This window comes from Streptomyces sp. NPDC006384, from assembly GCF_042870695.1.
GTDB lineage: Bacteria > Actinomycetota > Actinomycetes > Streptomycetales > Streptomycetaceae > Streptomyces.
Genome location: NZ_JBIAHR010000012.1, coordinates 68,217 through 88,750, shown reverse-complemented (window position 1 = coordinate 88,750; position 20,534 = coordinate 68,217). Strand labels below are relative to the sequence as shown.

Here is a 20,534-nt window from a genome sequence, read left to right as displayed (position 1 = left end):
GAAAGGACGCAATGCGTACCGCCCGCTTCACCCTCGACCCCGCCTTCACCGTCGCCGAGGTCAACCCCCGCCTGTTCGGCTCCTTCGTGGAGCACCTCGGCCGTTGCGTCTACACCGGCATCTACGAGCCCGGCCACCCCACCGCCGACGAGGCCGGCCTGCGCCAGGACGTGCTGGAGCTGGTCCGGGAGCTCGGCGTCACCGCCATCCGCTACCCCGGCGGCAACTTCGTCTCCGGCTTCAAGTGGGAGGACTCCGTCGGCCCGGTCGAGGACCGCCCGCGCCGCCTGGACCTCGCCTGGCGCTCCACCGAGACCAACCGCTTCGGCCTGTCCGAGTACATCGCCTTCCTCAAGAAGGTCGGCCCCCAGGCCGAGCCGATGATGGCCGTCAACCTCGGCACCCGCGGCGTCGCCGAGGCCCTGGAGCTCCAGGAGTACGCCAACCACCCATCCGGCACCGCCCTGTCGGACCTGCGCGTCGAGCACGGCGACAAGGACCCGTTCGGCATCAAGCTGTGGTGCCTCGGCAACGAGATGGACGGCCCCTGGCAGACCGGCCACAAGACGGCCGAGGAGTACGGCCGCCTCGCCGCCGAGACCGCCCGCGCCATGCGCCAGATCGAGCCGGACCTCGAACTCGTCGCCTGCGGCTCCTCCGGCCAGGCCATGGAGACCTTCGCCGAGTGGGAGGCGACGGTCCTCAAGGAGACGTACGACCTCGTCGACTACATCTCCCTGCACGCCTACTACGAGCCGCTCGACGGCGACGTCGACTCCTTCCTGGCCTCCGCCGTGGACATGGAGTCCTTCATCGAGAACGTCGTCGCCACCTGCGACCACATCGGCGCCCGCCTCAAGTCGAAGAAGAAGATCAACCTCTCCTTCGACGAGTGGAACGTCTGGTACCTGTCCCGGACCCAGGCCGAGGTCAGCGCCCTGGACTGGCCCGAGGCCCCCCGCCTGCTCGAGGACAGCTACGACGTCACCGACGCCGTCGTCTTCGGCTCGCTGCTCATCGCCCTGCTGCGGCACGCCGACCGCGTCACCGTCGCCTGCCTCGCCCAGCTCGTCAACGTCATCGCCCCGATCATGACCGAGCCCGGCGGCCCCGCCTGGCGCCAGACGACGTTCTTCCCCTTCGCCCAGGCCTCGAAGTACGGCCGCGGCGAGGTCCTCGACGTCCGCGTGGACTCGCCGACGTACGAGACGAAGAAGTACGGCGAGGCCGACCTGCTGCACGCCACCGCCGTGCGCGCCGAGGACGGCACCGTGACCGTCTTCGCCGTCAACCGCTCGCGCACCGAGTCGCTGCCGCTCGAGGTCGCCCTCAACGGCCTCGACCTGAGCGAGGTCGTCGAGCACAGCGCCCTCGCGGACGCCGACCCCGGCGCCCGCAACACGCTCGCCGAGCCCGAGCGGGTCGTCCCGCACGCGGTCGAGGGCACCACCCTCCAGGACGGCCGGCTGAGCGCCGTCCTGGAGCCGCTGTCCTGGAACATGATCCGGCTCGGCTGAGCCGTCTCAGGGCTCCCGGCGGCCGGGGGAGGCGACCGGTTCCACCGGCACTCCTCCGGCCGCGCGGCCCAGCAGGACGAGCCGCACCGGCCCCGGCCCCGCCGGGGCCCCGCCGCCGGACAGCACCGCCAGGGCGAGGGTGTTGACGGCGGCGCGCGTGCGCAGGATGCCGTTCGGCAGGACGAGGGGCTGCCGGACGGCCGCGCCGCCGGCGTGCTCGCCCAGGTTCCAGCCGTTCAGGAAGACCTGGACGCGGTGGTCGCGGCCCGGGCCGTCCCCGAGGGCGAGCCCCACCGCGGCGTCGACGTCCGGCGGCACGTCCAGCCGGAACACCGTCCGGTACCAGGTCACGCCCTGGCGCCGCTCCGTGCGCGGGAAGGGCACGGACTCCCAGCCGGCGTCGTCGTACCCGGGCAGGTGCCAGCCCTCCCGCTCCCCGTACAGCCCGCCGTTGTTCAGCGGGCCGCGCACGGGGTCGGGCGCGGCCGCGCCCTGGATCCGCCAGCGCACGGCGGGCGAGGCGCCGTCGAAGGAGACCGACGTGAGCCCGCGGGCCGCCAGGAGGTCGTCCTGGTCGTGCCGGGTGCGCCGGACCAGGACGGACAGGACGCCGGTGCGGGGCCGCCCGTCACGCCGCGGCTCGCGCAGCCGCCTGCGCAGCGCCTGCGGCAGCCGGAGCCGGGCCGTCGCGGTCCACGTCCCCTTCTCCTTCTCCTTCTCCTCCTCCTCGCGTCCCGTCCGGTGCGTGCCCAGCGGCTCCCCGTCCAGCCACGCCATGAGCATGCCGCGCGCGCCCGTGCTGTAGGACAGCGAGACGGTCTCCAGCCCGTCGATGCCGGTGAGACGGCCCCGGTACCAGACGTCGCCGTAGTGGAATCCGTAGTCGTCGGCGAAGAGCACGGGCCGGTCCCCGGGCACGGGCGTGCTGCTGTACGACGTCCGGCGGTCGGCGGCCGTCCACCCCGAGTCGTCGAAACCGGGCCGGGCCTCCGGGTTCTCCTCCCGGCGCCGCCAGCCGCCGAGCGCGGGCAGTGTCACTTCGGGCGCACCGGGCAGTCGCCGCCCGGTCCGCAGGCTCCCGGCACTGCTGACGGACGTGGCGAGCGCCCGGCCGTTGAAGGTGACGCCGGTGATGCCGCGCGGCGCCCACACCTCCAGCCCGTACGCCTCGTCCATGTCCCCGGTCAGCCGGACGGTGTCGCCGTCCAGGACCGCCTCGCGCAGCAGCGCCGGACCGTACACGAGCCCCTTGCCCGACGGCGTCTCGTACGGCCACAGCCGCAGGGAGAGGGCGTCGTCGGCGAGGATCAGCAGCAGGGTGCGGTCCGAGCCGGCGCCGCGCACCCGCACCCGGGCCAGGCCCTGCGCGCCCAGCGGCGCGGTCACGTGCAGCCGGCCGTCCTGGTACGCCCAGGCGGCCTCCTCGTCGAGCCGGGCGGGCGACGGCTCCTCGGGGCAGTCCAGCACCACGTGGGCCGTCTCCCCGGTCCGCCCGGTGAAGACGGCGATGTCCAGCCGTCCCGCGCTCAGCGTCGCCATGGGCTGCACGGTGGCGTACGCCAGTCGGCGTCCGCCGCCCAGGTCGAGACCGGCGGCGAGCAGCCTGGCGTCCCGCGCGGGCACGGTGACCGGCACGTCGGTGCCGTCCAGCGGCAGCGTGGACGTCACCTCGTGGGACGTGTCGTTGCGCAGGACGTACGCATGGGCGCCGGTGTCCGGGTCGGTCAGGTGCCGTACGCCGATCCGGGCGTCGCCTGCCCGCACGGCGGACGCCGCCTCCAGCCGCGTGAAACCCGGCACGTGGCGCAGGAGATGGCCGATCTGGTGGAGCGGGGCGAGCAGCTCCGTGGGCCTGCGCGCCGCGTCGAGGGCCGCCGCCGGCTCGTGGACGGGCCCGGGCGCCGAGGGCGCGGCCAGCCAGCCCCACGAGGAGCCGCCGAAGACCGGGCCGACGTGATGCAGCGTCACCCCGTCGGCGAGATCGCCGAGATGGACCCGCCGCGCCTCGGCCGCGTCCGCGGCCCGCCGCTCCTTCGCCCAGGGGACCGGCGTGCCGTCGTGGAGGAGGGGCACCTCGATGCCGTCCGCGCGGATCCGCTCGTGCAGGCGGGTCAGTTCGGCGCGCCGGGGGGCGTCGAGCCGGTAGAGCAGGACGGTGCCGGTGCCCCGGGTGTACTGGTGCCGGGCGGCGACGGCGTCGACGCGGCGCAGCCACTCGTCGGCGTGGCGCAGATACGCCGGGTCGGCGGTGCGGGGCCGGCCCCCGGTCGTCGCCAGCCAGCCCGGCAGGCCGCCCGCGTCGACGTCCGCGCCGATGTACGGCCCGGGGCGCAGGACGACGTACAGGCCGGTCTCGGCGGCCGTGCGCAGGAACAGGTCCAGGTCGCGGACGCCGGTGAAGTCGTAGCGGCCGGGGGCGGGGGAGTGCTGGTTCCAGGCGAGGGGCACGGTGACCGCGTTGAAGCCGGACGCCCGCAGCTTCTGCAGCACGTCCCGCCACAGGGAGGGGCTCGGCAGCCGGAAGGGCTGCAGCTCACCGGCCCACAGGACGAGGCGCCTGCCGTCGACCAGCAGGGAGCGCCGGTCGAGGGCGACCCGGTGGCGGACCCCGTCGGCGCCGGGCGGCCCGGGCGGGGGACCGGTGGGGACGGGCCCGGGCGGACCGGACGCCGGTACCGTCCCGCCGCTCGCGCTGCCGCCGAGCGCGAGACCGAGGACGGCGGTGCCCGCGAGGGCGCCGAACGCCCGTCTGCCGATCCCGCTGTGCCCGCTGTGCCTGTGGTGTCTGCTGAGCTCCAAGGGAGCCTCTCCTGGTGCCGCCTGTCCGTACTGCCCGTGCCGGGTCATTGTGTCAACGGGCGTCACCGGGGCCGCACGCGACCGCCGCGGAGCGCGGACGGCCCCGCTCCCGGCCGGGCGGGGTCGGGGATCTCAGTCCCCGTCCGGCCGGCACAGCAGCGGCTTGTCCAGTTCGGAGCAGGGGCGGTGGCCCTTGGCGCGGATGATGTCCTTGCCGACCTCGTCGGAGAGGTAGCGCAGGAAGCTCGCGGCGAGGGAGCCGGCCGGGGGCTCGCCGTAGGTGTAGGCGATCTCCGTCTCCCAGTACGGGTACGCGCCCTGGTCGGCGCCCTCCAGGGTCGCCGGGTAGCCGTCGATGCGGACCGGCCGTACGCCCTCGTGGGCGGCGGCGAGGGCGGCCTCGCTGTAGCCGAGGGCTCCGGGCGTGGAGGCCACGGCCTTCAGCAGCAACGGTGTGTCGCGCGTCTCGCAGCGGCCGGGGGTCTTCGGGTCGAGGCCGGCGCAGTCGTCGACCGTGGTCGCGAGGAGGGGACGGCCGTCCAGCACCTGTTTCTGCAGCGCCGCCCGGGTGCCCGAGCCGGGGTGACGGCCGATCAGCTGGACGGGCAGGGGCCGGCCCTTCACCTGGCTCCAGTCGGTGATCTCCCCGGCGAGGATGCGCCGCACCTGGTCCAGCGACAGGTCCCGGACGCCGGTGTCCTCGTCGACGACGAGGGTGAACAGGGACAGGGCCACGGGCCGCGGCAGCAACTGGGGCCGGCCGTCGGCCTTGGGGCCGTCGCTGAAGGCCAGCCGGTCGCCCAGCCCTTCCTCCGCCCTGTGCTTCTCACCGGCCGCGGCGAGGGCGTCCAGACCGGGGACGCTGCCGTCGAAGGTGCCCTCGGTCACGGGGATGCGGGCGCCGGGGCAGGTCTTCGTGTACTGCTGCGCGGCCTCCTTCAGCACCGGCTCGAACGCGGTGGAGCCCGACAGGTACAGCGTCCCCTCGGCACAGTCCAGCGGCGCCGCCCGCGCGTCGCCGTCCCGGGTGAAGGCGGACACGGACTGGGTGACGCTCACCATGATGAGGACGGCGAGCAGCCAGCGCACCGGCCGGGAGGCGAAGGGGTAGTACTCGGTCCTCCTGATGGTCCCGCCGCGTACCCCGCCGACGACACCCGCGGTGATCTCCGGGTCGGGGAAGTCGGTCTCCGTGAAGTCCGGAAGACGGTCCAGGACGGCCAGGACCTTGTAGTGCGCCCGGCGGTTGAGCTTCACCTTGGGCAGCCTGATGACACCGTCCGTGGCCCGGAAGCCCGGTGTTCCCGGTGCGAAGAAGTCGCGCAGCACGGTGTGGCTGCACTCCGTCACGACCATGCCGACCACGCGGCGGCCCGGGAACGCCACGCGTATGCCCACCGGGTCGTTGGCGGGGGCCATGTAGTCGTCCTCGACGATCGGGGACCAGCCGGCGTTCTCGATGCGCAGCAGGACGACCGACGGATCGCGCAGATCGGCGCCGTCCCACTGCATCCGCCGCAGGATCCCGGCCTCCGGCCCGGAGGAGGTGGCCGAGTCCCGGGCGGTGGTGTCCATCTGCACCCGGTAGCCGAGCCGTTTGCGGCCGGCGAGGAAGAACTCCCACAGGGCGGCGGCCACGGGCACGGCGAGGCCGAGCACGGCGATCACCGACTCCCACGTAACACCGTTCACTTCCGACTCCAGGGACAGGACGGGCAGCGCGCTCGCGTGCTCGCGCGGACGGCGGGCGGGGAGGCCATGGTGACCGGGGGAGGGGGCGGCCGGGAGGGGGTGCGCGGACCGTCCGTCCCGAATTCACCGGTGTGTCATCTGTTGCGCGCGGTGTTCTCCGGGCGTTGGTTGCGGTTGCTGCGCGAGGCGTTGACGCGCCGGGGGATCACCCCTACGTTCCGTCCGAAAGAGCGATCGATGTTCGACATCCCGAACAGGAGTGTCCCCCCATGAGCCGCACGAGAACCGCACTGCTCGCTCTCCCCGCCGCCGCCCTGCTCGCCCTCGTCCCGTCCACGGCGTCGGCGTACCCGGGGCCCGGCAGGGTCACCGGCTCCGTCGTCGTGCACGACCCGACGATGATCCGCACCGCCTCCGGGCAGTACCAGCTCTACGCCACCGGCGGCGGCATCAGCAGCCGGACGTCGGGCGACCGCACCGCCTTCGCCGCCGGCGCGGACGCCTTCGGCACCCGGCCGTCCTGGTGGTCCCGGTACTCCTCCGTCCCGGAGGCCTGGGCGCCCGACATCTCGTACCACGGCGGCAAGTACCTGATGTACTACTCCGTCTCGAAGTTCGGCACCAACACCTCCGCCATCGGGCTCGCCGGCTCCACCACCGGACAGCCCGGCAGCTGGAGCGACTACGGCATCGTCTACACCTCCGACGCCTCCAGCGACTACAACGCCATCGACCCCAACCTCTTCGTCGACGACGACGGCAAGTGGTGGCTGTCCTTCGGCAGCTGGTGGACCGGCATCAAGATGATCCGCATCGACCCGTCCACCGGGAAGCAGCTCTCCTCCGACACCGCCCGCCGCTCCCTCGCCTCCCGCCCCACCGGGACGAAGGCCGTCGAGGCGCCGTACATCGTCAAGCGGAACGGGTACTACTACCTCTTCGCCTCGTACGACACCTGCTGCGCCGGCACCGCCTCCACCTACAAGATCAAGGTGGGCCGGGCCACCAGCGTCACCGGGCCCTACCGCGACCGCAACGGCGTCCCGATGACGGACAACGGCGGCACGCCCGTCCTCGAGTCGCACGGCAGCGTCATCGGCCCCGGCGGCCAGTCGGTCATGAAGGACGTCGACGGCGACCTGCTCGTCTACCACTACTACGACGGCAACGACAACGGCACGCCCAAGCTCGGCATCAACCTGCTGGACTGGAGCAGCGGCTGGCCCGTCGCCTACTGAGCGCCGGCACGGATCCGCACAGGAACGGGAGAGGGCGGCCCGCGCGGGAAGCGCGGACCGCCCTTTCACGTCGTCACATCGTCACCGCGTCACGGCATCACGGCATCACGGCTCACGCGTCGAACGAGTGCACCGTCGACGTCCGGTAGGTCTGTCCCGGCCGCAGCACCGTCGACGGGAACGACGGCTGGTTCGGCGAGTCCGGGAAGTGCTGCGTCTCCAGGCACAGCCCGTCGCCCTGCCGGTAGACGGAACCGCCGCTGCCGGTCAGGGTGCCGTCGAGGAAGTTGCCGGAGTAGAACTGCAGTCCCGGCTGGTCGGTGGCGATGCGCAGGGTGCGGCCGGAGGAGCCGTCGCGCAGGGTGGCTATGTGCTCGGGGCGGGAGGTGATGCCCTTGTCCAGCACCCAGTTGTGGTCGAAGCCCTTGGCGGTGATCAGCTGGGGGTGGTCGTCCCGGATGTCCCGGCCGATCGGCTTGGCACGGCGGAAGTCGAACGCGGTGCCCGCGACCTTCGCCAGCTCGCCGGTGGGGATCAGACCCGCGTCGGTCGGCGTGAAGCGGGAGGCGGCGATCGACAGCTCGTGGTCCTCGATCGTGCCGCTGCCCTCGCCGGCCAGGTTCCAGTAGACGTGGCTGGTGAGGTTGACGACGGTGGCCTTGTCGGTGGTGGCCTCGTAGTCGATGCGCCAGTCGCCGCGCCGGGTGAGGGTGTACGTCACCTTCGCCCGGAGCGTGCCCGGGTAGCCCATCTCGCCGTCGACGCTGGTGTGGTGCAGGACCAGGCCGACGTCGGAGCCCTCGGCGAACGGCTCGACGTCCCACACCCGCTTGTCGAAGCCCTGGGCGCCGCCGTGCAGGGAGTTCTCGCCGTCGTTGACGGAGAGCTGGTACTGCTTGCCGTCCAGGGTGAAGCGGCCCTTGTCGATGCGGTTGCCGTAACGCCCGATCAGGGCGCCGAAGTACGGGCTGGAGGCCACGTAGTCGTCGAGGTTGTCGAAGCCCAGGGAGACGTTCGCGTAGCGGCCCCGGCGGTCGGGGATCTCCAGGGACTGCACGATGCCGCCGTACGACAGCACCTTCATCCGCGTGCCGCCGTTCTCCAGCGACCAGCGGTACACCTTCGTGCCGTCGGCGAGCTTGCCGAAGAGCTCCTTCACCGGTTTCCTGCCTCCCGTGGCGTGTGCCGTGCCGCCGAGCGTGGTGGTGGCGGCGATGCCCGCCGCCGCGGCGGATGCCATGACCGTGCGTCTGCTCAGTTCCATTGCGGCTCCTGTGACTTCCGTGGAAGAAGCGGGCCCCGCCGGTGCGGGGCCCGGAGTGACTACGAACCGACCTTGCGCTTGTTCCACACGTCGAACCCGACCGCCGCCAGCAGCACCAGGCCCTTGATGACCTGCTGCCAGTCGGTGCCGATGCCGACGAGGTTCATACCGTTGTTCAGCACGCCCAGGACCAGACCGCCGATGATCGCGCCGAGGACCGTGCCGACGCCGCCGCTCATCGACGCGCCGCCGATGAACGAGGCGGCGATGGCCTCCAGCTCGAAGTTGAGGCCGGCCTTGGGCGAGGCCGCGTTGAAGCGGGAGGCGAAGACCAGACCCGCCAGGGCCGCGAGCATGCCCATGTTCAGGAAGACCAGGAAGGTGACCTTCTTGTCCTTCACACCCGACAGCTTGGCCGCGGGCAGGTTGCCGCCGATGGCGTAGATGTGGCGGCCGATGATCGCGTTGCGCATCACGTAGCCGAAGCCGACGACCAGCACGCCCAGGATGAGCAGCACGATCGGGGCGCCCTTGTAGCTGGCCAGCAGCAGCGTGACCACGAGGACGGCGGCGACCAGCGCGACCAGCCTGAGCAGGAACAGCTTGGCCGGCAGCACCTCCAGGGAGAACTCCTGCTGGCGCTTGCGGTCCCGGACCTCCTGGTACACCACGAAGGCGATCAGCGCGAAGCCGAGCAGCAGGGTGAGGTTGTGGTAGTTGGTCTCCGGGCCGACCTCGGGGAGGAAGCCGTTGGCGATCTCCTGCAGGTCCTTCGGGAACGGGCCGAGGGTCTGGCCCTCCAGGAAGATCTCCGTCAGACCGCGGAAGAGCAGCATGCCCGCCAGGGTCACGATGAAGGAGGGTATGCCGAGATAGGCGATGAGGAACCCTTGTGCCGCGCCCGCGACCGCGCCGATGACCAGGCACAGCACCACCGCCAGCGGCCAGGACATGTTCTGCTCGACCATCAGGACGGCGGCCATCGCCCCGATGAACGCCGTCAGCGAGCCGACCGACAGGTCGATGTGGCCCGCGATGATGACGAGCATCATGCCGATCGCGAGGATCAGGATGTAGCTGTTCTGCAGCACCAGGTTGGAGACGTTGCGCGGCAGCAGCAGGTCGCCGCCCGACCACACGGCGAACAGCGCCACGATCAGGCCGAGGGCGATCAGCATGCCGTACTGGCGCATGTTGCGGCGCAGACCGCCGAGGATCAGCTGCAGCAGGCCGCCGTCGGCGGAGGCGCCCTTGCCGGGGGGTGCGGGGGACGGGGTCTTGGCCGTCACGTCCGTGCTCATCGGGTTACCTCTTTGTCCTTCGTCATCTGACGCATCAGCGCTTCCTGCGACGCCTCGGCCCGCGAGAACTCGCCGGTCAGCCGTCCCGCCGCCATCGTGTAGATGCGGTCGCACATGCCGAGCAGCTCCGGCAGCTCGGAGGAGATGAAGACGACCGCCTTGCCCTGGGCGGCCAGCTGGTCGATGACCGTGTAGATCTCGTACTTGGCGCCCACGTCGATGCCGCGGGTGGGCTCGTCCAGGATCAGCACCTCGGGACCGGCGAAGATCCACTTGCTGAGGACGACCTTCTGCTGGTTGCCGCCGGACAGCTTGCCCACCGGCTCGAAGACGGTCGGCGCCTTGATGTTCATGGACTTGCGGAAGCCCTCGGCGACCTGCCGCTCCCCGTGCTCGTCGACGACACCCCGCCGGGAGACCTTGCGCAGCGCGGTCAGCGAGATGTTCCGGTTGATGGTGTCGATGAGGTTGAGGCCGTAGTGCTTGCGGTCCTCGGTGACGTACGCGATCCCGTGCTTGACCGCCTCCGGGACGTTCTTGGTGCGGACCTCGACGCCGTCGCGCAGCACCGTGCCGCCCGCGTACCGGCCGTAGGTGCGGCCGAAGACGCTCATCGCCAGCTCGGTGCGGCCGGCGCCCATGAGTCCGGCGATGCCCACGATCTCGCCGCGCCGCACCTGGAGGGAGACGTCGTCGACGACCTTGCGCTGCTGGTCGATGGGGTGGTGCACGGTCCAGTTGCGGATCTCCAGGGCGGGCGCGGTGCCCTCCTCCGGCTGGTGCGGGGTCCGCTCCGGGAAGCGGTTCTCCAGGTCGCGGCCGACCATCCCGGAGATGATCCGGTCCTCGGTGGTCCCCGCGTCCTTCACGTCGAGCGTCTCGATGGAACGCCCGTCGCGGATGATCGTGACCGAGTCGGCGACCTTGCGGATCTCGTTGAGCTTGTGGGAGATGATGATCGACGTCATGCCCTGTTCCTTCAGCTGAAGGATCAGGTCGAGGAGTTTGCCGCTGTCCTCGTCGTTGAGCGCCGCCGTCGGCTCGTCGAGGATGAGCAGCTTCACCTTCTTCGACAGCGCCTTGGCGATCTCCACCAGCTGCTGCTTGCCCACGCCGATGTCGGCGACCCGGGTCTCCGGGTGCTCGTCCAGACCGACCCGGCGCAGCAGCTCGGCGGCGTGCCGGAGCGTCTCGTTCCAGTCGATCAGCCCGCGCCTCGCGTGCTCGTTGCCGAGGAAGATGTTCTCCGCGATGGAGAGGTACGGCACCAGCGCGAGCTCCTGGTGGATGATCACGATGCCGTGCTGTTCGCTCGCCCGGATGTCCTTGAAGCGGCAGGTCTCCCCCTCGAAGAGGATCTCCCCTTCGTAACTGCCGTGCGGATGGACGCCGGAGAGCACCTTCATCAAGGTCGACTTCCCGGCGCCGTTCTCACCGCAGATGGCGTGGACCTCGCCCTGCCGGACGGTCAGGGTGACGTCCGACAGCGCTTTGACACCGGGGAAGGTCTTGACGATCGAGCGCATTTCCAGGACGGGTCCCGCCATGGTCTTGCCTTCCAATCCTTGGGTGGGCCCGGTTACTTGAGGTCGTTCTCGGTGTAGTAGCCGCCGTCGACCAGGACCTGCTTGTAGTTGGCCTTGTCGACGCTGACCGGCTGCAGCAGGTAGGCGGGGACGACCTTGGAGCCGTTGTCGTACGACTTGGTGTCGTTGACCTCGGGCTCCTTGTCGTTGAGGGAGGCGTCGACCATGTTCGAGGCGACCTTGGCGAGCTGGCGCAGGTCCTTGTAGACGGTCTGCGTCTGCTCGCCCGCGATGATCGACTTCACCGAGGCGACCTCGGCGTCCTGGCCGGTGACGACCGGCATGGGCTTGCCGGCGGAGCCGTAGCCGTCCGACTTCAGGGCGGACAGGATGCCGATGGAGATGCCGTCGTACGGGGAGAGCACCGCGTCGATGCGGGCGCCGCGGTAGCTGGAGGTCAGCAGGTCGTCCATGCGCTTCTGCGCGGTGCCGCCGTCCCAGCGCAGGGTGGTGACCTGGTTGAGGGCGGTCTGCTTGGAGCGGACGACCAGCTGGCCCTTGTCCATGTACGGCTTCAGGACGTTCATCGCGCCCTGGAAGAAGTACTTGGTGTTGTTGTCGTCGTTGGAGCCGGCGAACAGCTCGATGTTGAACGGGCCCTTCTTGGAACCGTCCTTGAGGCCGAGCTTCTCGACGATGTAGCCGCCCTGCAGCTCGCCGACCTTCTCGTTGTCGAAGGAGGCGTAGTAGTCGACGTTCTCGGTGCCGAGGATCAGCCGGTCGTAGGAGATCACCGGGATGTCGGCGTCCTTGGCCTGCTGGAGCACGTTGTTCAGGGACTTGTTGTCGATCGCGGCGATGATCAGGGCGTCCACGCCCTGCGTGATCATGTTCTCGATCTGCGAGACCTGCTGGTCCGGGTCGTCCTCGCCGTAGACCAGCTTGGTCTTGTACCCCTTGGCCTTCAGCTCCTTCTCGACGTTGGCGCCGTCGGTGATCCAGCGCTCGGAGGACTTGGTCGGCATCGCGATGCCGACCGTGCCGCCCTCGCTGCTGCCCTTCTCCTCGCTGCCGCCCTCGCTGTTCTGACCGCAGGCGGTCAGCGTGAGGGCGAGGGTGGCGGCGGAGGCGATGGCGGTGAATGCGGCTCTGCGGTTACGCATGGTCATCATCCTTGATGTGGGTGCGGGGACCGGTCCGGGTGGTGCCGGCGCGCGGGGAACACGGAGGGTGGTGCGACCGAGTGGAGATGTGTGGGATTGTGCGCGTTCGCGTCTTCTGATGTGAAGAGAGGTTTCCGGAACGTTATGACGGGTCCGTGAAACGCCTGAGCTTGCCCGGCAGCCGGGAGCCCAGCGGCGCCATGTCGCCGTCCGTGCCGTGCCGTTGGAGGAGGTCCAGGGCCAGCCGGCCGCGCCGGACCCGCTCCTTGGCGGTCGCCAGGGTCAGTTCCCGCAGGTGGTGCCCGTAGGGGTAGATCCCCGGCGACTTGGAGAGGCCGAACTTCAGGTACAGCGGGGCGCCGCGCCGGATCAGCTCGGCGACCTCGTACATGCGCACGTAACCGCCGAGGTCGTCCGGCGCCTCGATGTACATGTCCATCGGCGCGGCCGACACCCGCCGGATCTCGGTCAGGTGGTCCAGCGTCAGGTCGCTGGGCACGTTGATCGAGTCGGCGCCGAGCTGCTCGTACACCGCGTACGCGGCCGGGTTGACGGGGCCGACCAGCGCGGAGAGCTTGAGCGTGGTGTCGGCCGGGATGATGCCGGCCGACCGCGCGCGGTGCAGCGTCCACAGCACGCCCTCGTCGGCGATGAGCAGGCATCTGACCCCCAGCTCCGTGGCCCGTACGGCGTCCTCGACGCACCCGGCGACGGCGTCGTGGCCGCGCGCCCTCAGCCCCGCGCCGCCGGAGTCGGTCCGGGTGGAGCCGCCGATGTCCCAGGTGCCGCGCGGACCGGTGAACAGGCAGAGCTCGATGTCGCGTTCGGCGGTGGACTCGACCATCTCGGTGATCTCGGCGTCGGTCAGCATCCACACGCCGCTGCCCTGACTGATCCGGTGGATCGGCACGTCCAGCCGTGAGGCTTCCTTGAGGACCACCGCCAGCGCCTCCGGCCCCTCGCAGGAGGGGATCTCGGTGCGCCAGCGGCCTCCGCCGGGGAAGGAGTACGGGGAGGCGTCGGCGGGGTCGAGGGCGGGCGCGGCCAGGTCGAGTGCGGCGAGGGCCTGCTCGCCGGGCCTGCGGGCGGCTGCCGGGACGGAAGAGTCGGTCACAGCTGTCCTTCGTGTTCGGTGTGCCGCACCGATGCGCCGGTTCGAAATACCGGACAAGGTTCGCGGCGAGGGGTACGAAAAGCTCGGTCGGTTGGGTGTACGCCGGTACGGGAGCCGTCAGGTCGCACCCCGTACCGGCGTACGGCTTCAGGGGCGCAGCAGCACCTTGCCGACCTTCGGGTCGCCGGAGCCCACCAGCTCGATGGCCTCGGCGAACCCGTCGAGCGGCAGCTCGTGGGTCACCAGCGGCAGCGGGTCGAGCAGTCCGGCGGCGAAGACGCGCACGGTGTGCGCCCACGCGTCCGGCGCCGCTCCGAAGACGCTGTGCACCTCCAGCTGGCGCACCACCAGGTCGGACGGGTCGAGACAGCCGGTGCCGGGGGTGGGGATGCCGGTCAGGACCAGGCGCCCGCCCCGGCGCAGCAGCCCGGCGGAGGTGCGGGCCGCGTCCGCGGACCCGGCGGTCTCGATCACGACGTCGAAACCGCCCGGCAGCGGCTGGTCCTTGGTGCGGAAGTCGGTCGCCCCGTAGTGCCGGGACAGCTCCTCCCGGTCGCCCCGGGTGCCGACGACGAGCAGCTCGGCGGGGGAGGCGGCGCGCAGGAACTGCACGGCGAACATGCCGAGCGTCCCGGTGCCGACGACCGCGACCCGCCGGCCGGGGCGGGCGTTCGCCTTGAGCGCGGCGGCCGCGATGCAGGCGGCCGGCTCCAGCAGCGCGGCGGCGGTCAGATCGGCGTCCTCGGGAAGGACGTGCAGGAGACGGGCGGGGAGGGTCAGCGTGGGCGCCATGGCACCGGGCTGGGTGAACCCGGTCTCCTCGTACCCGGCGTCGCACAGCGTCGTCTCACCCGCGTGACAGCGGTCGCACACCTGGCAGTTGCGAAAGCCCTCGCCGACGACCTTGCGGCCCGGCAGGGACCCCGGCACCCCGGCACCCACGGCCACGACGGTCCCGGACCACTCGTGCCCGGGGACGAGCGGGTAACGCACGTATCCCTCGGGCCGGTTGCCCTGGTAGACCTCGCGGTCGCTGCCGCAGATCCCGGCGGCGTGCACCCGGATCAGGGCTTCGCCGGGACCGGGCTCGCGCGGCTCGTGCGGAACGAGCCGGTGCTCGCCCGGCGCCTCGATGACGACCGCGCCGCTCATGCCCGGCTTCCCTTGGGGGCGCGTCGCTCCCACCCCTCGGCCCACAGGTCGAACCGCGCCTGCTGCTGCGGGAACTCGGCCGCCGCCTCGGTGTCCAGCTCCACGCCGAGGCCGGGGGCGTCGGACAGGTGGAAGCAGCCGTCCTCCGGGTCCACCTGCGGCGCGCCCTTGACCACCTTCTTGATCTCCGCGTCCGCGAAGTCGTTGAAGTGCTCGAGGATCTTGAAGTTCGGCGTGGTGAAGCCGACCTGGAGGGAGGCGGCGGTCAGCACCGGCCCGCCCACGTTGTGCGGGGCGATCATCATGTAGTGCGTCTCGGCGGTGGCGGCGAGCTTGCGGGTCTCCCAGATGCCGCCGATGTGGCCGACGTCCGGCTGGATGATGTCGGCGGACTGGTCCTCGAACAGCTCGCGGAACTCGATCCGGTCGTGGATGCGCTCACCGGTGGCGACCGGCAGGTCCACCTTCTCGGCGACCTTCTTCAGCGCCTTGAGGTTCTCCGGCGGCACCGGCTCCTCCAGCCAGGCCGGCTTGAAGGGCGCCATCTCCTTGGCGAGCCGCACGGCGGTGGCGGGGGAGAAGCGGCCGTGCATCTCCAGCATCAGCTCGGCGTCGGGACCGATGGCGTCGCGCACGGCCTCGATCAGCGACACGGCGTACAGGGTCTGCTCGTGGTCGAGCTCGAAGTGCCCGGTGCCGAACGGGTCGATCTTCAGCGCCCGGTACCCGCGCTCCATCACGCCCCGCGCGGCCTTGTGGTACGCCTCCGGGGTGCGCTCGGTGGTGTACCAGCCGTTGGCGTACGCCTTGACCTTGTCGGTGACCTTGCCGCCGAGCAGCTGCCACACCGGGACGCCGAGCGCCTTGCCCTTGATGTCCCAGCAGGCCATCTCGACGACGGCGATGCCGGACATCACGATCTCGCCGGCGCGGCCGTAGTCGCCGTACTTCATGCGGCGGGTCAGGTCCTCGACAGCGAACGGATCGGAGCCGAGGATATGGTTGGCCTCGGCCTCCTTCAGGTAACCGATGAGCGCGTCGGTGTGGCCCAGCATCCGGGTCTCACCGACTCCGGTGATGCCCTCGTCGGTGTGCACCTGGACGTAGGTCAGGTTGCGCCACGGCGTCCCGACCACGTGTGTGCTGATTCCGGTGATGCGCACGGGGGTTGTCCTTCGCTCTGTTCGATATGTCGGCACTCGTTCGAAATGCTGGTTGACAGTAAGGAAACGGCGCCGGGGGTGTCAATGGGTCGGACAGGCAACGGTTTCGGCAGTTTCGGCGCGGTGGGGCCGCGGCGTCGGGAGTCTTTCGCGCACGGCTTTCCCGGGGGCCGCAGGCGCACGTCCGCCGCGGCGTCCGGCGTTCCCGCGTGACGGATCACCGCCGCCCGTCCGACGGCACCTCGGCGACGCCCTCGCCCGTCCCGGACGCGACGCGTCCACCGGCCGGCTGACCGGGCCCGACGGGCGGCCGGCGTCCCGTGAAGGACTCCCGCCCCGGCCCGCCGCGTCCACCGCCTCCGGTCAGTCCCCCCGCCCAGTCCTCCCCGCCCAGTCCCCCCGGCCGGTCTCCCCGCCCAGTCCCCCCGGCCGGTCTCCCCGCCCAGTCCCCCCGGTCGGTCCCTCCGCTCAGTCCCCCAGCATCCGCCGCAGCCCGTCCCGCAGGGCGATCCGCTCCGCCTCCGACAGCCCCGCCAGCGGCTCCCGCGCGAACCGCAGCGACTCGCGCAGCCCCCGCGCCACCCGCCGGCCCTCCTCCGTCGCCGCGGCCACCTTCACCCGCCGGTCACCGGGATCCGCGCGCCGCTCGACCAGCCCCCGCGCCTCCAGCCGGTCCACGATCCCCGTCACGTTCGACGGCTCGCACTTCAGCTTCTGCGCCAGTTTCCGCATCGGCAGCGGCTCCAGCGTGAGCAGGCTCAGCAGCCGCGCCTGCGCCCCCGTGAGGGACCGCTGTGCCGCGGCCTCCTCGTAATCGGCGTGGAAGCGGGCCACGACCTCGCCGATCAGTCCGACGACCTCGAGGGTGAGGGCGTCGGGTCGGCGGGGAGTGTCGTGTGGTGTGGCCATGGAAACAAGGGTACCCATTTGTTTGACAACGTGAAATGTTCAGTCGCATGGTTGTTTCAGAGGCTGAAACAACCTCTCCACGACATTCCGAGGAAGGGTGCCCCATGGCCGACTCCCCCGCTCTCCCCACCGTCAACCGCGAATGGCATCTCGTCAGCCGTCCGGTCGGCTGGCCCGAGCCCGAGGACTTCGCCCTCGTCGAGGCGGAGGTCCCCACCCCGCGCGACGGGCAGGTCCTCGTGCGCAACCTGTACGTCTCCGTCGACCCCTACATGCGCGGCCGCATGAGCGCCGCCAAGTCCTACGTCGCCCCCTTCGAGCTCGGCAAGGTGATGCAGGGCGGCGCCGTCGGCGAGGTCGTCGCCTCCAAGGCCGAGGGGATCTCCGTCGGCGACCACGTCCTGCACTTCTTCGGCTGGCGCGAGTACGCCGCCGTCGACGCCGGGAACGCCGTCAAGGTCGACCCCGACGCGGCGCCGCTGTCGGCGTACCTCGGCGTCCTCGGCATGACCGGGCTGACCGCCTACGCCGGTCTGCTGCGCACCGCCTCCTTCAAGGAGGGCGACGCGGTGTTCGTCTCCGGCGCCGCCGGCGCGGTCGGCAGCCAGGTCGGGCAGATCGCGAAGCTCAAGGGCGCCTCGCGGGTCATCGGCTCGGCCGGCTCCGACGAGAAGGTCAAGCTGCTCACCGACGAGTACGGCTTCGACGCCGCCTTCAACTACAAGGCGGGCCCGGTGAGCGAGCAGCTGCGCGCCGCCGCCCCCGACGGCATCGACGTCTACTTCGACAACGTGGGCGGCGACCACCTGGAGGCCGCCATCGGCTCCCTCAACGAGGGCGGCCGCATCGCGATCTGCGGCATGATCTCGGTCTACAACAACACCGAGCCCGCCCCGGGCCCGAAGAACCTCGCCCGCCTCATCCAGACCCGCGGCCGCATCGAGGGCTTCCTGGTCGGCGACCACTACGACCTCCAGCCGCAGTTCGTCCAGGAGGTCGGCCCCTGGGTCCGCTCCGGCGAGCTGAAGTACCGCGAGACGGTCGTCGAGGGCATCGAGAACAACCTGGAGGCGTTCCTCGGCGTCCTGCGCGGCGACAACACCGGCAAGATGATCGTCAAGCTCTGACCCGAAGGGCCGGGCCGGACGGACCGAAGAGCCGGCCGGGCCGGACGGACCTTCACGGAGTTTCCGGCATGCGGTAACGTCATTCCGAAATCCGTCGTGATCGTGGGCGCGAGTCACGGCGGACCGAGGAGGAAGACAACCGCATGCCCATCCAGCAGTCCGAGGTCCTCTACACCGCCGTCGCCACCGCCGAGAACGGCCGCGACGGCCGCGTCGCCACCGACGACGGCAAGCTCGACGTGGTCGTGAACCCGCCCAAGGAGATGGGCGGCAGCGGCGCCGGCACCAACCCGGAGCAGCTTTTCGCCGCCGGCTACAGCGCCTGCTTCCAGGGCGCGCTCGCCGTCGTCGCCCGCCAGGAGGGCGCCGACGTCTCCGGCTCCACCGTCACCGCGAAGGTCGGCATCGGCAAGAACGACGAAGGCTTCGGCATCATCGTCGAGATCTCCGCCGAGATCCCGGGAGTGGACGACGCCACCGCCCGGTCGCTGGTGGAGAAGGCCCACCAGGTCTGCCCGTACTCCAAGGCGACCCGCGGCAACATCACCGTGACGCTCGTCTGACCGGGCCCCTCACGTACGGCGAAGGCCGCGCCCCCGGCCCGGGGGCGCGGCCTTCGCCGCCCGGTAGAGTGCCGCCCATGCGCGATCTTGGGGCGGGATTCGGTCAACTCCTGAAGGGCCAGCGCTGGGTGGCCCGGCACGGCAAGAGCTACGGCTTCGGGCTCGTCCCGGGCCTGATCACCCTCGTCCTGTACGCGACGGTGCTGGTCGCGCTGGCGCTGTGGGGCGAGGACGCCGTCGCCTGGGCGACCCCCTTCGCCGACGACTGGCCGAGCCCCTGGTCCGGCCTCTTCCGCGGCTTCCTCACCGCCGTCCTGTTCGCCCTCACCCTGCTCCTGGCCGTCCTCACCTTCACCGCGGTCACCCTGCTGATCGGGCAGCCCTTCTACGAGGCCCTCTCCGAACGGGTCGACCGGGACGTCTCCCCGGACGGCACCGCGCCCGAGTCGGACCTGCCGCTCTGGCGCGAGCTGTGGATCTCCGGCCGCGACAGCCTGCGCATCGTCCTGCGCGCCGCCGTCTGGGGCGTGCTGCTCTTCGCGCTCGGTCTCGTCCCGGTCGCCGGCCAGACCGTCGTCCCGGTGATCGGCTTCTTCGTCACCGGCTTCTTCCTCACCGAGGAGCTGACCGCCGTCGCCCTCCAGCGCCGCGGGGTCGAGCTGCGCGACCGCCTTGCCCTGCTCCGCTCCCGCAGGACGCTGGTGTGGGGTTTCGGCACACCGCTGGCCGTGGCCTTCCTGGTGCCGTTCGTCGCGGTGTTCCTGATGCCGGGCGCGGTCGCGGGCGCCACGCTCCTCGCCCGCGAGCTGCTCGGCGAGGAGACCCGCGAAGGCGCGGAGACCCGCGAGGGCGCCGAGAACCCGGCTCCCGGCGACGCCCCGGCTCCCGGCACCGCCTCCCCTCACACCGCCGGACAGGACGGACGCCGGTGAAGGCCCCGTACGGCCCGTCCCCCGCACACCCCTGAACGCGGGCCGCCCCCCGGCCGGCTACCGCGCCGAGAAGCCGTACACCGTCTCCGAACGGAACACCTCGCCCGGCCGCAGCACCGTGCTCGGGAAGTCCGGCCGGTTCGGGGAGTCGGGGAAGTGCTGCGTCTCCAGCGCGATGCCGTGACCGGGCGCGAACGGCTCGCCCAGATGGTCCGCGGTGTACAGCTGGAGACCGGGCTCGGTGGTGGCCACCGTCAGCACCCGCCCGGAGGCCGGGTCGTACAGCTCGGCGACCTCCACGGCGGTGTCCGTCACGCCCTTGTCGAGGACGAGGTTGTGGTCGTGGCCCGAACCGACCTTGCGGGCCCGCCGGAAGTCGAGGTCCGTGCCCTCCACCCCGGCGGGCGGCCCCACCGGGATCAGGTCCGCGTCGACCGGGGTGAACCGTGACGCGGCGATCCGCAGCTCGTGACCGCCCGTGTGACCCGAGCCGCTCAGGTTGAAGTAGCTGTGGTTCGTGGGGTTCAGCACCGTCGGCGCGTCCGTGACCGCCTCGTACGCGATCCGCAGCGCCCCCGACGCGTCCAGCGCGTACGTCGCCGAGAACTCCACACGGCCCGGGAAGCCCTCCTCGCCGTGCGGGCTGACCCGGCTCAGCCGGACGCCGTGCTCCACCGGCTCCGCGTCCCACACCCGCTTGTCGAAGCCGCGCTCGCCGCCGTGCAGCGAGTTCGGCCCGTTGTTGGGCACCAGCGCGTACGTGCGTCCGTCCAGCGGGAAACGGCCGCCCGCGATCCGGTTGGCGTACCGCCCGACCAGTGCGCCGAAGTACGGCTCCGGGTGCGTCAGATAGCCCTCCAGGTCCGCGAACCCCAGCACCACGTCCGCGGTGCGCCCCTCCCGGTCCGGGATCTCCACCGACTGCACGATCCCGCCGTACGTCAGGACCCGCACCCGCACGCCGGCCCGCTCCAGGGTCCAGCGGTGGACCTGCGTGCCGTCGGAAAATGTGCCGAAGAGTTCGTTCATGTGCGGAACTCTAGGACACGCGTGCGGACCGCAGGGGGCCCGACG

The 20,534-nt window shown here is 71.4% G+C and carries 16 protein-coding genes; 5 read left to right on the top strand and 11 right to left on the bottom strand.

The features are described from left to right. The first annotated feature begins 11 nt into the window (after window positions 1-11). Window positions 12-1,517: an alpha-N-arabinofuranosidase gene (locus tag ACFYOJ_RS18350; RefSeq protein ID WP_356558213.1), complete on the top strand. Its 1,506-nt coding sequence runs from the start codon at window positions 12-14 to the stop codon at window positions 1,515-1,517. A gap of 6 nt (window positions 1,518-1,523) precedes the next feature. On the opposite strand, the gene ACFYOJ_RS18345 is transcribed toward ACFYOJ_RS18350, so the two are convergent. Next, window positions 1,524-4,316, bottom strand: a complete 2,793-nt coding sequence (locus ACFYOJ_RS18345) for a beta-galactosidase (protein ID WP_356558214.1) — start codon at window positions 4,314-4,316, stop codon at window positions 1,524-1,526. 132 nt (window positions 4,317-4,448) lie between these two features. Next, entirely contained in the window at window positions 4,449-6,008 is a 1,560-nt protein-coding gene (locus ACFYOJ_RS18340; protein ID WP_356558215.1) for a substrate-binding domain-containing protein, read from the bottom strand. Window positions 6,009-6,277: 269 nt separating this feature from the next. Between ACFYOJ_RS18340 and ACFYOJ_RS18335 the strand changes: the two genes are divergently transcribed. Continuing rightward, window positions 6,278-7,246 (top strand): arabinan endo-1,5-alpha-L-arabinosidase, encoded by a 969-nt coding sequence (locus tag ACFYOJ_RS18335; protein ID WP_388597280.1) that lies wholly within the window; start codon window positions 6,278-6,280, stop codon window positions 7,244-7,246. Window positions 7,247-7,358: 112 nt separating this feature from the next. On the opposite strand, the gene ACFYOJ_RS18330 is transcribed toward ACFYOJ_RS18335, so the two are convergent. The 8 genes from ACFYOJ_RS18330 to ACFYOJ_RS18295 form a co-directional block, all read right to left on the bottom strand. Beyond that, entirely contained in the window at window positions 7,359-8,510 is a 1,152-nt protein-coding gene (locus ACFYOJ_RS18330) for an aldose epimerase family protein (protein ID WP_356557342.1), read from the bottom strand. A gap of 59 nt (window positions 8,511-8,569) precedes the next feature. Then, complete coding sequence (mmsB, locus tag ACFYOJ_RS18325) at window positions 8,570-9,811, bottom strand: multiple monosaccharide ABC transporter permease (protein WP_356557341.1); 1,242 nt, start codon at window positions 9,809-9,811, stop codon at window positions 8,570-8,572. Further along, window positions 9,808-11,358 carry a multiple monosaccharide ABC transporter ATP-binding protein gene (mmsA, locus tag ACFYOJ_RS18320; RefSeq protein ID WP_356557340.1) on the bottom strand — a complete coding sequence of 517 codons (1,551 nt, stop codon included), beginning with the start codon at window positions 11,356-11,358 and terminating at the stop codon, window positions 9,808-9,810. The genes mmsB and mmsA overlap by 4 nt, the downstream gene beginning before the upstream one ends. 32 nt (window positions 11,359-11,390) lie before the next feature. Continuing rightward, window positions 11,391-12,500, bottom strand: coding sequence for a multiple monosaccharide ABC transporter substrate-binding protein (chvE, locus tag ACFYOJ_RS18315; protein WP_356557339.1), 1,110 nt, complete (start codon window positions 12,498-12,500; stop codon window positions 11,391-11,393). A gap of 142 nt (window positions 12,501-12,642) precedes the next feature. Beyond that, window positions 12,643-13,614, bottom strand: coding sequence for a hypothetical protein (locus ACFYOJ_RS18310; RefSeq protein ID WP_356557338.1), 972 nt, complete (start codon window positions 13,612-13,614; stop codon window positions 12,643-12,645). Between the two features lie 147 nt (window positions 13,615-13,761). Next, entirely contained in the window at window positions 13,762-14,766 is a 1,005-nt protein-coding gene (locus ACFYOJ_RS18305) for an alcohol dehydrogenase catalytic domain-containing protein (protein WP_356557337.1), read from the bottom strand. Continuing rightward, window positions 14,763-15,929: a mandelate racemase/muconate lactonizing enzyme family protein gene (locus ACFYOJ_RS18300; protein ID WP_356557336.1), complete on the bottom strand. Its 1,167-nt coding sequence runs from the start codon at window positions 15,927-15,929 to the stop codon at window positions 14,763-14,765. The genes ACFYOJ_RS18305 and ACFYOJ_RS18300 overlap by 4 nt, the downstream gene beginning before the upstream one ends. A gap of 468 nt (window positions 15,930-16,397) precedes the next feature. Beyond that, on the bottom strand, window positions 16,398-16,838 hold the full coding sequence (locus tag ACFYOJ_RS18295) for a MarR family transcriptional regulator (RefSeq protein WP_356557335.1): 441 nt from the start codon (window positions 16,836-16,838) through the stop codon (window positions 16,398-16,400). A gap of 104 nt (window positions 16,839-16,942) precedes the next feature. Here ACFYOJ_RS18295 and ACFYOJ_RS18290 point away from each other — a divergent pair, with 104 nt between their 5' ends. The 3 genes from ACFYOJ_RS18290 (at window position 16,943) to ACFYOJ_RS18280 (ending at window position 19,460) form a co-directional block, all read left to right on the top strand. After that, complete coding sequence (locus ACFYOJ_RS18290; protein ID WP_356557334.1) at window positions 16,943-17,965, top strand: NADP-dependent oxidoreductase; 1,023 nt, start codon at window positions 16,943-16,945, stop codon at window positions 17,963-17,965. A 143-nt stretch (window positions 17,966-18,108) separates the two neighbouring features. Further along, complete coding sequence (locus ACFYOJ_RS18285; protein ID WP_356557333.1) at window positions 18,109-18,528, top strand: organic hydroperoxide resistance protein; 420 nt, start codon at window positions 18,109-18,111, stop codon at window positions 18,526-18,528. 77 nt (window positions 18,529-18,605) lie between these two features. Continuing rightward, entirely contained in the window at window positions 18,606-19,460 is an 855-nt protein-coding gene (locus ACFYOJ_RS18280; protein WP_356557332.1) for an EI24 domain-containing protein, read from the top strand. A gap of 57 nt (window positions 19,461-19,517) precedes the next feature. Here ACFYOJ_RS18280 and ACFYOJ_RS18275 read toward each other — a convergent pair whose 3' ends face one another. Then, entirely contained in the window at window positions 19,518-20,489 is a 972-nt protein-coding gene (locus ACFYOJ_RS18275; RefSeq protein WP_356557331.1) for an aldose epimerase family protein, read from the bottom strand. Window positions 20,490-20,534 lie beyond the last annotated feature (45 nt).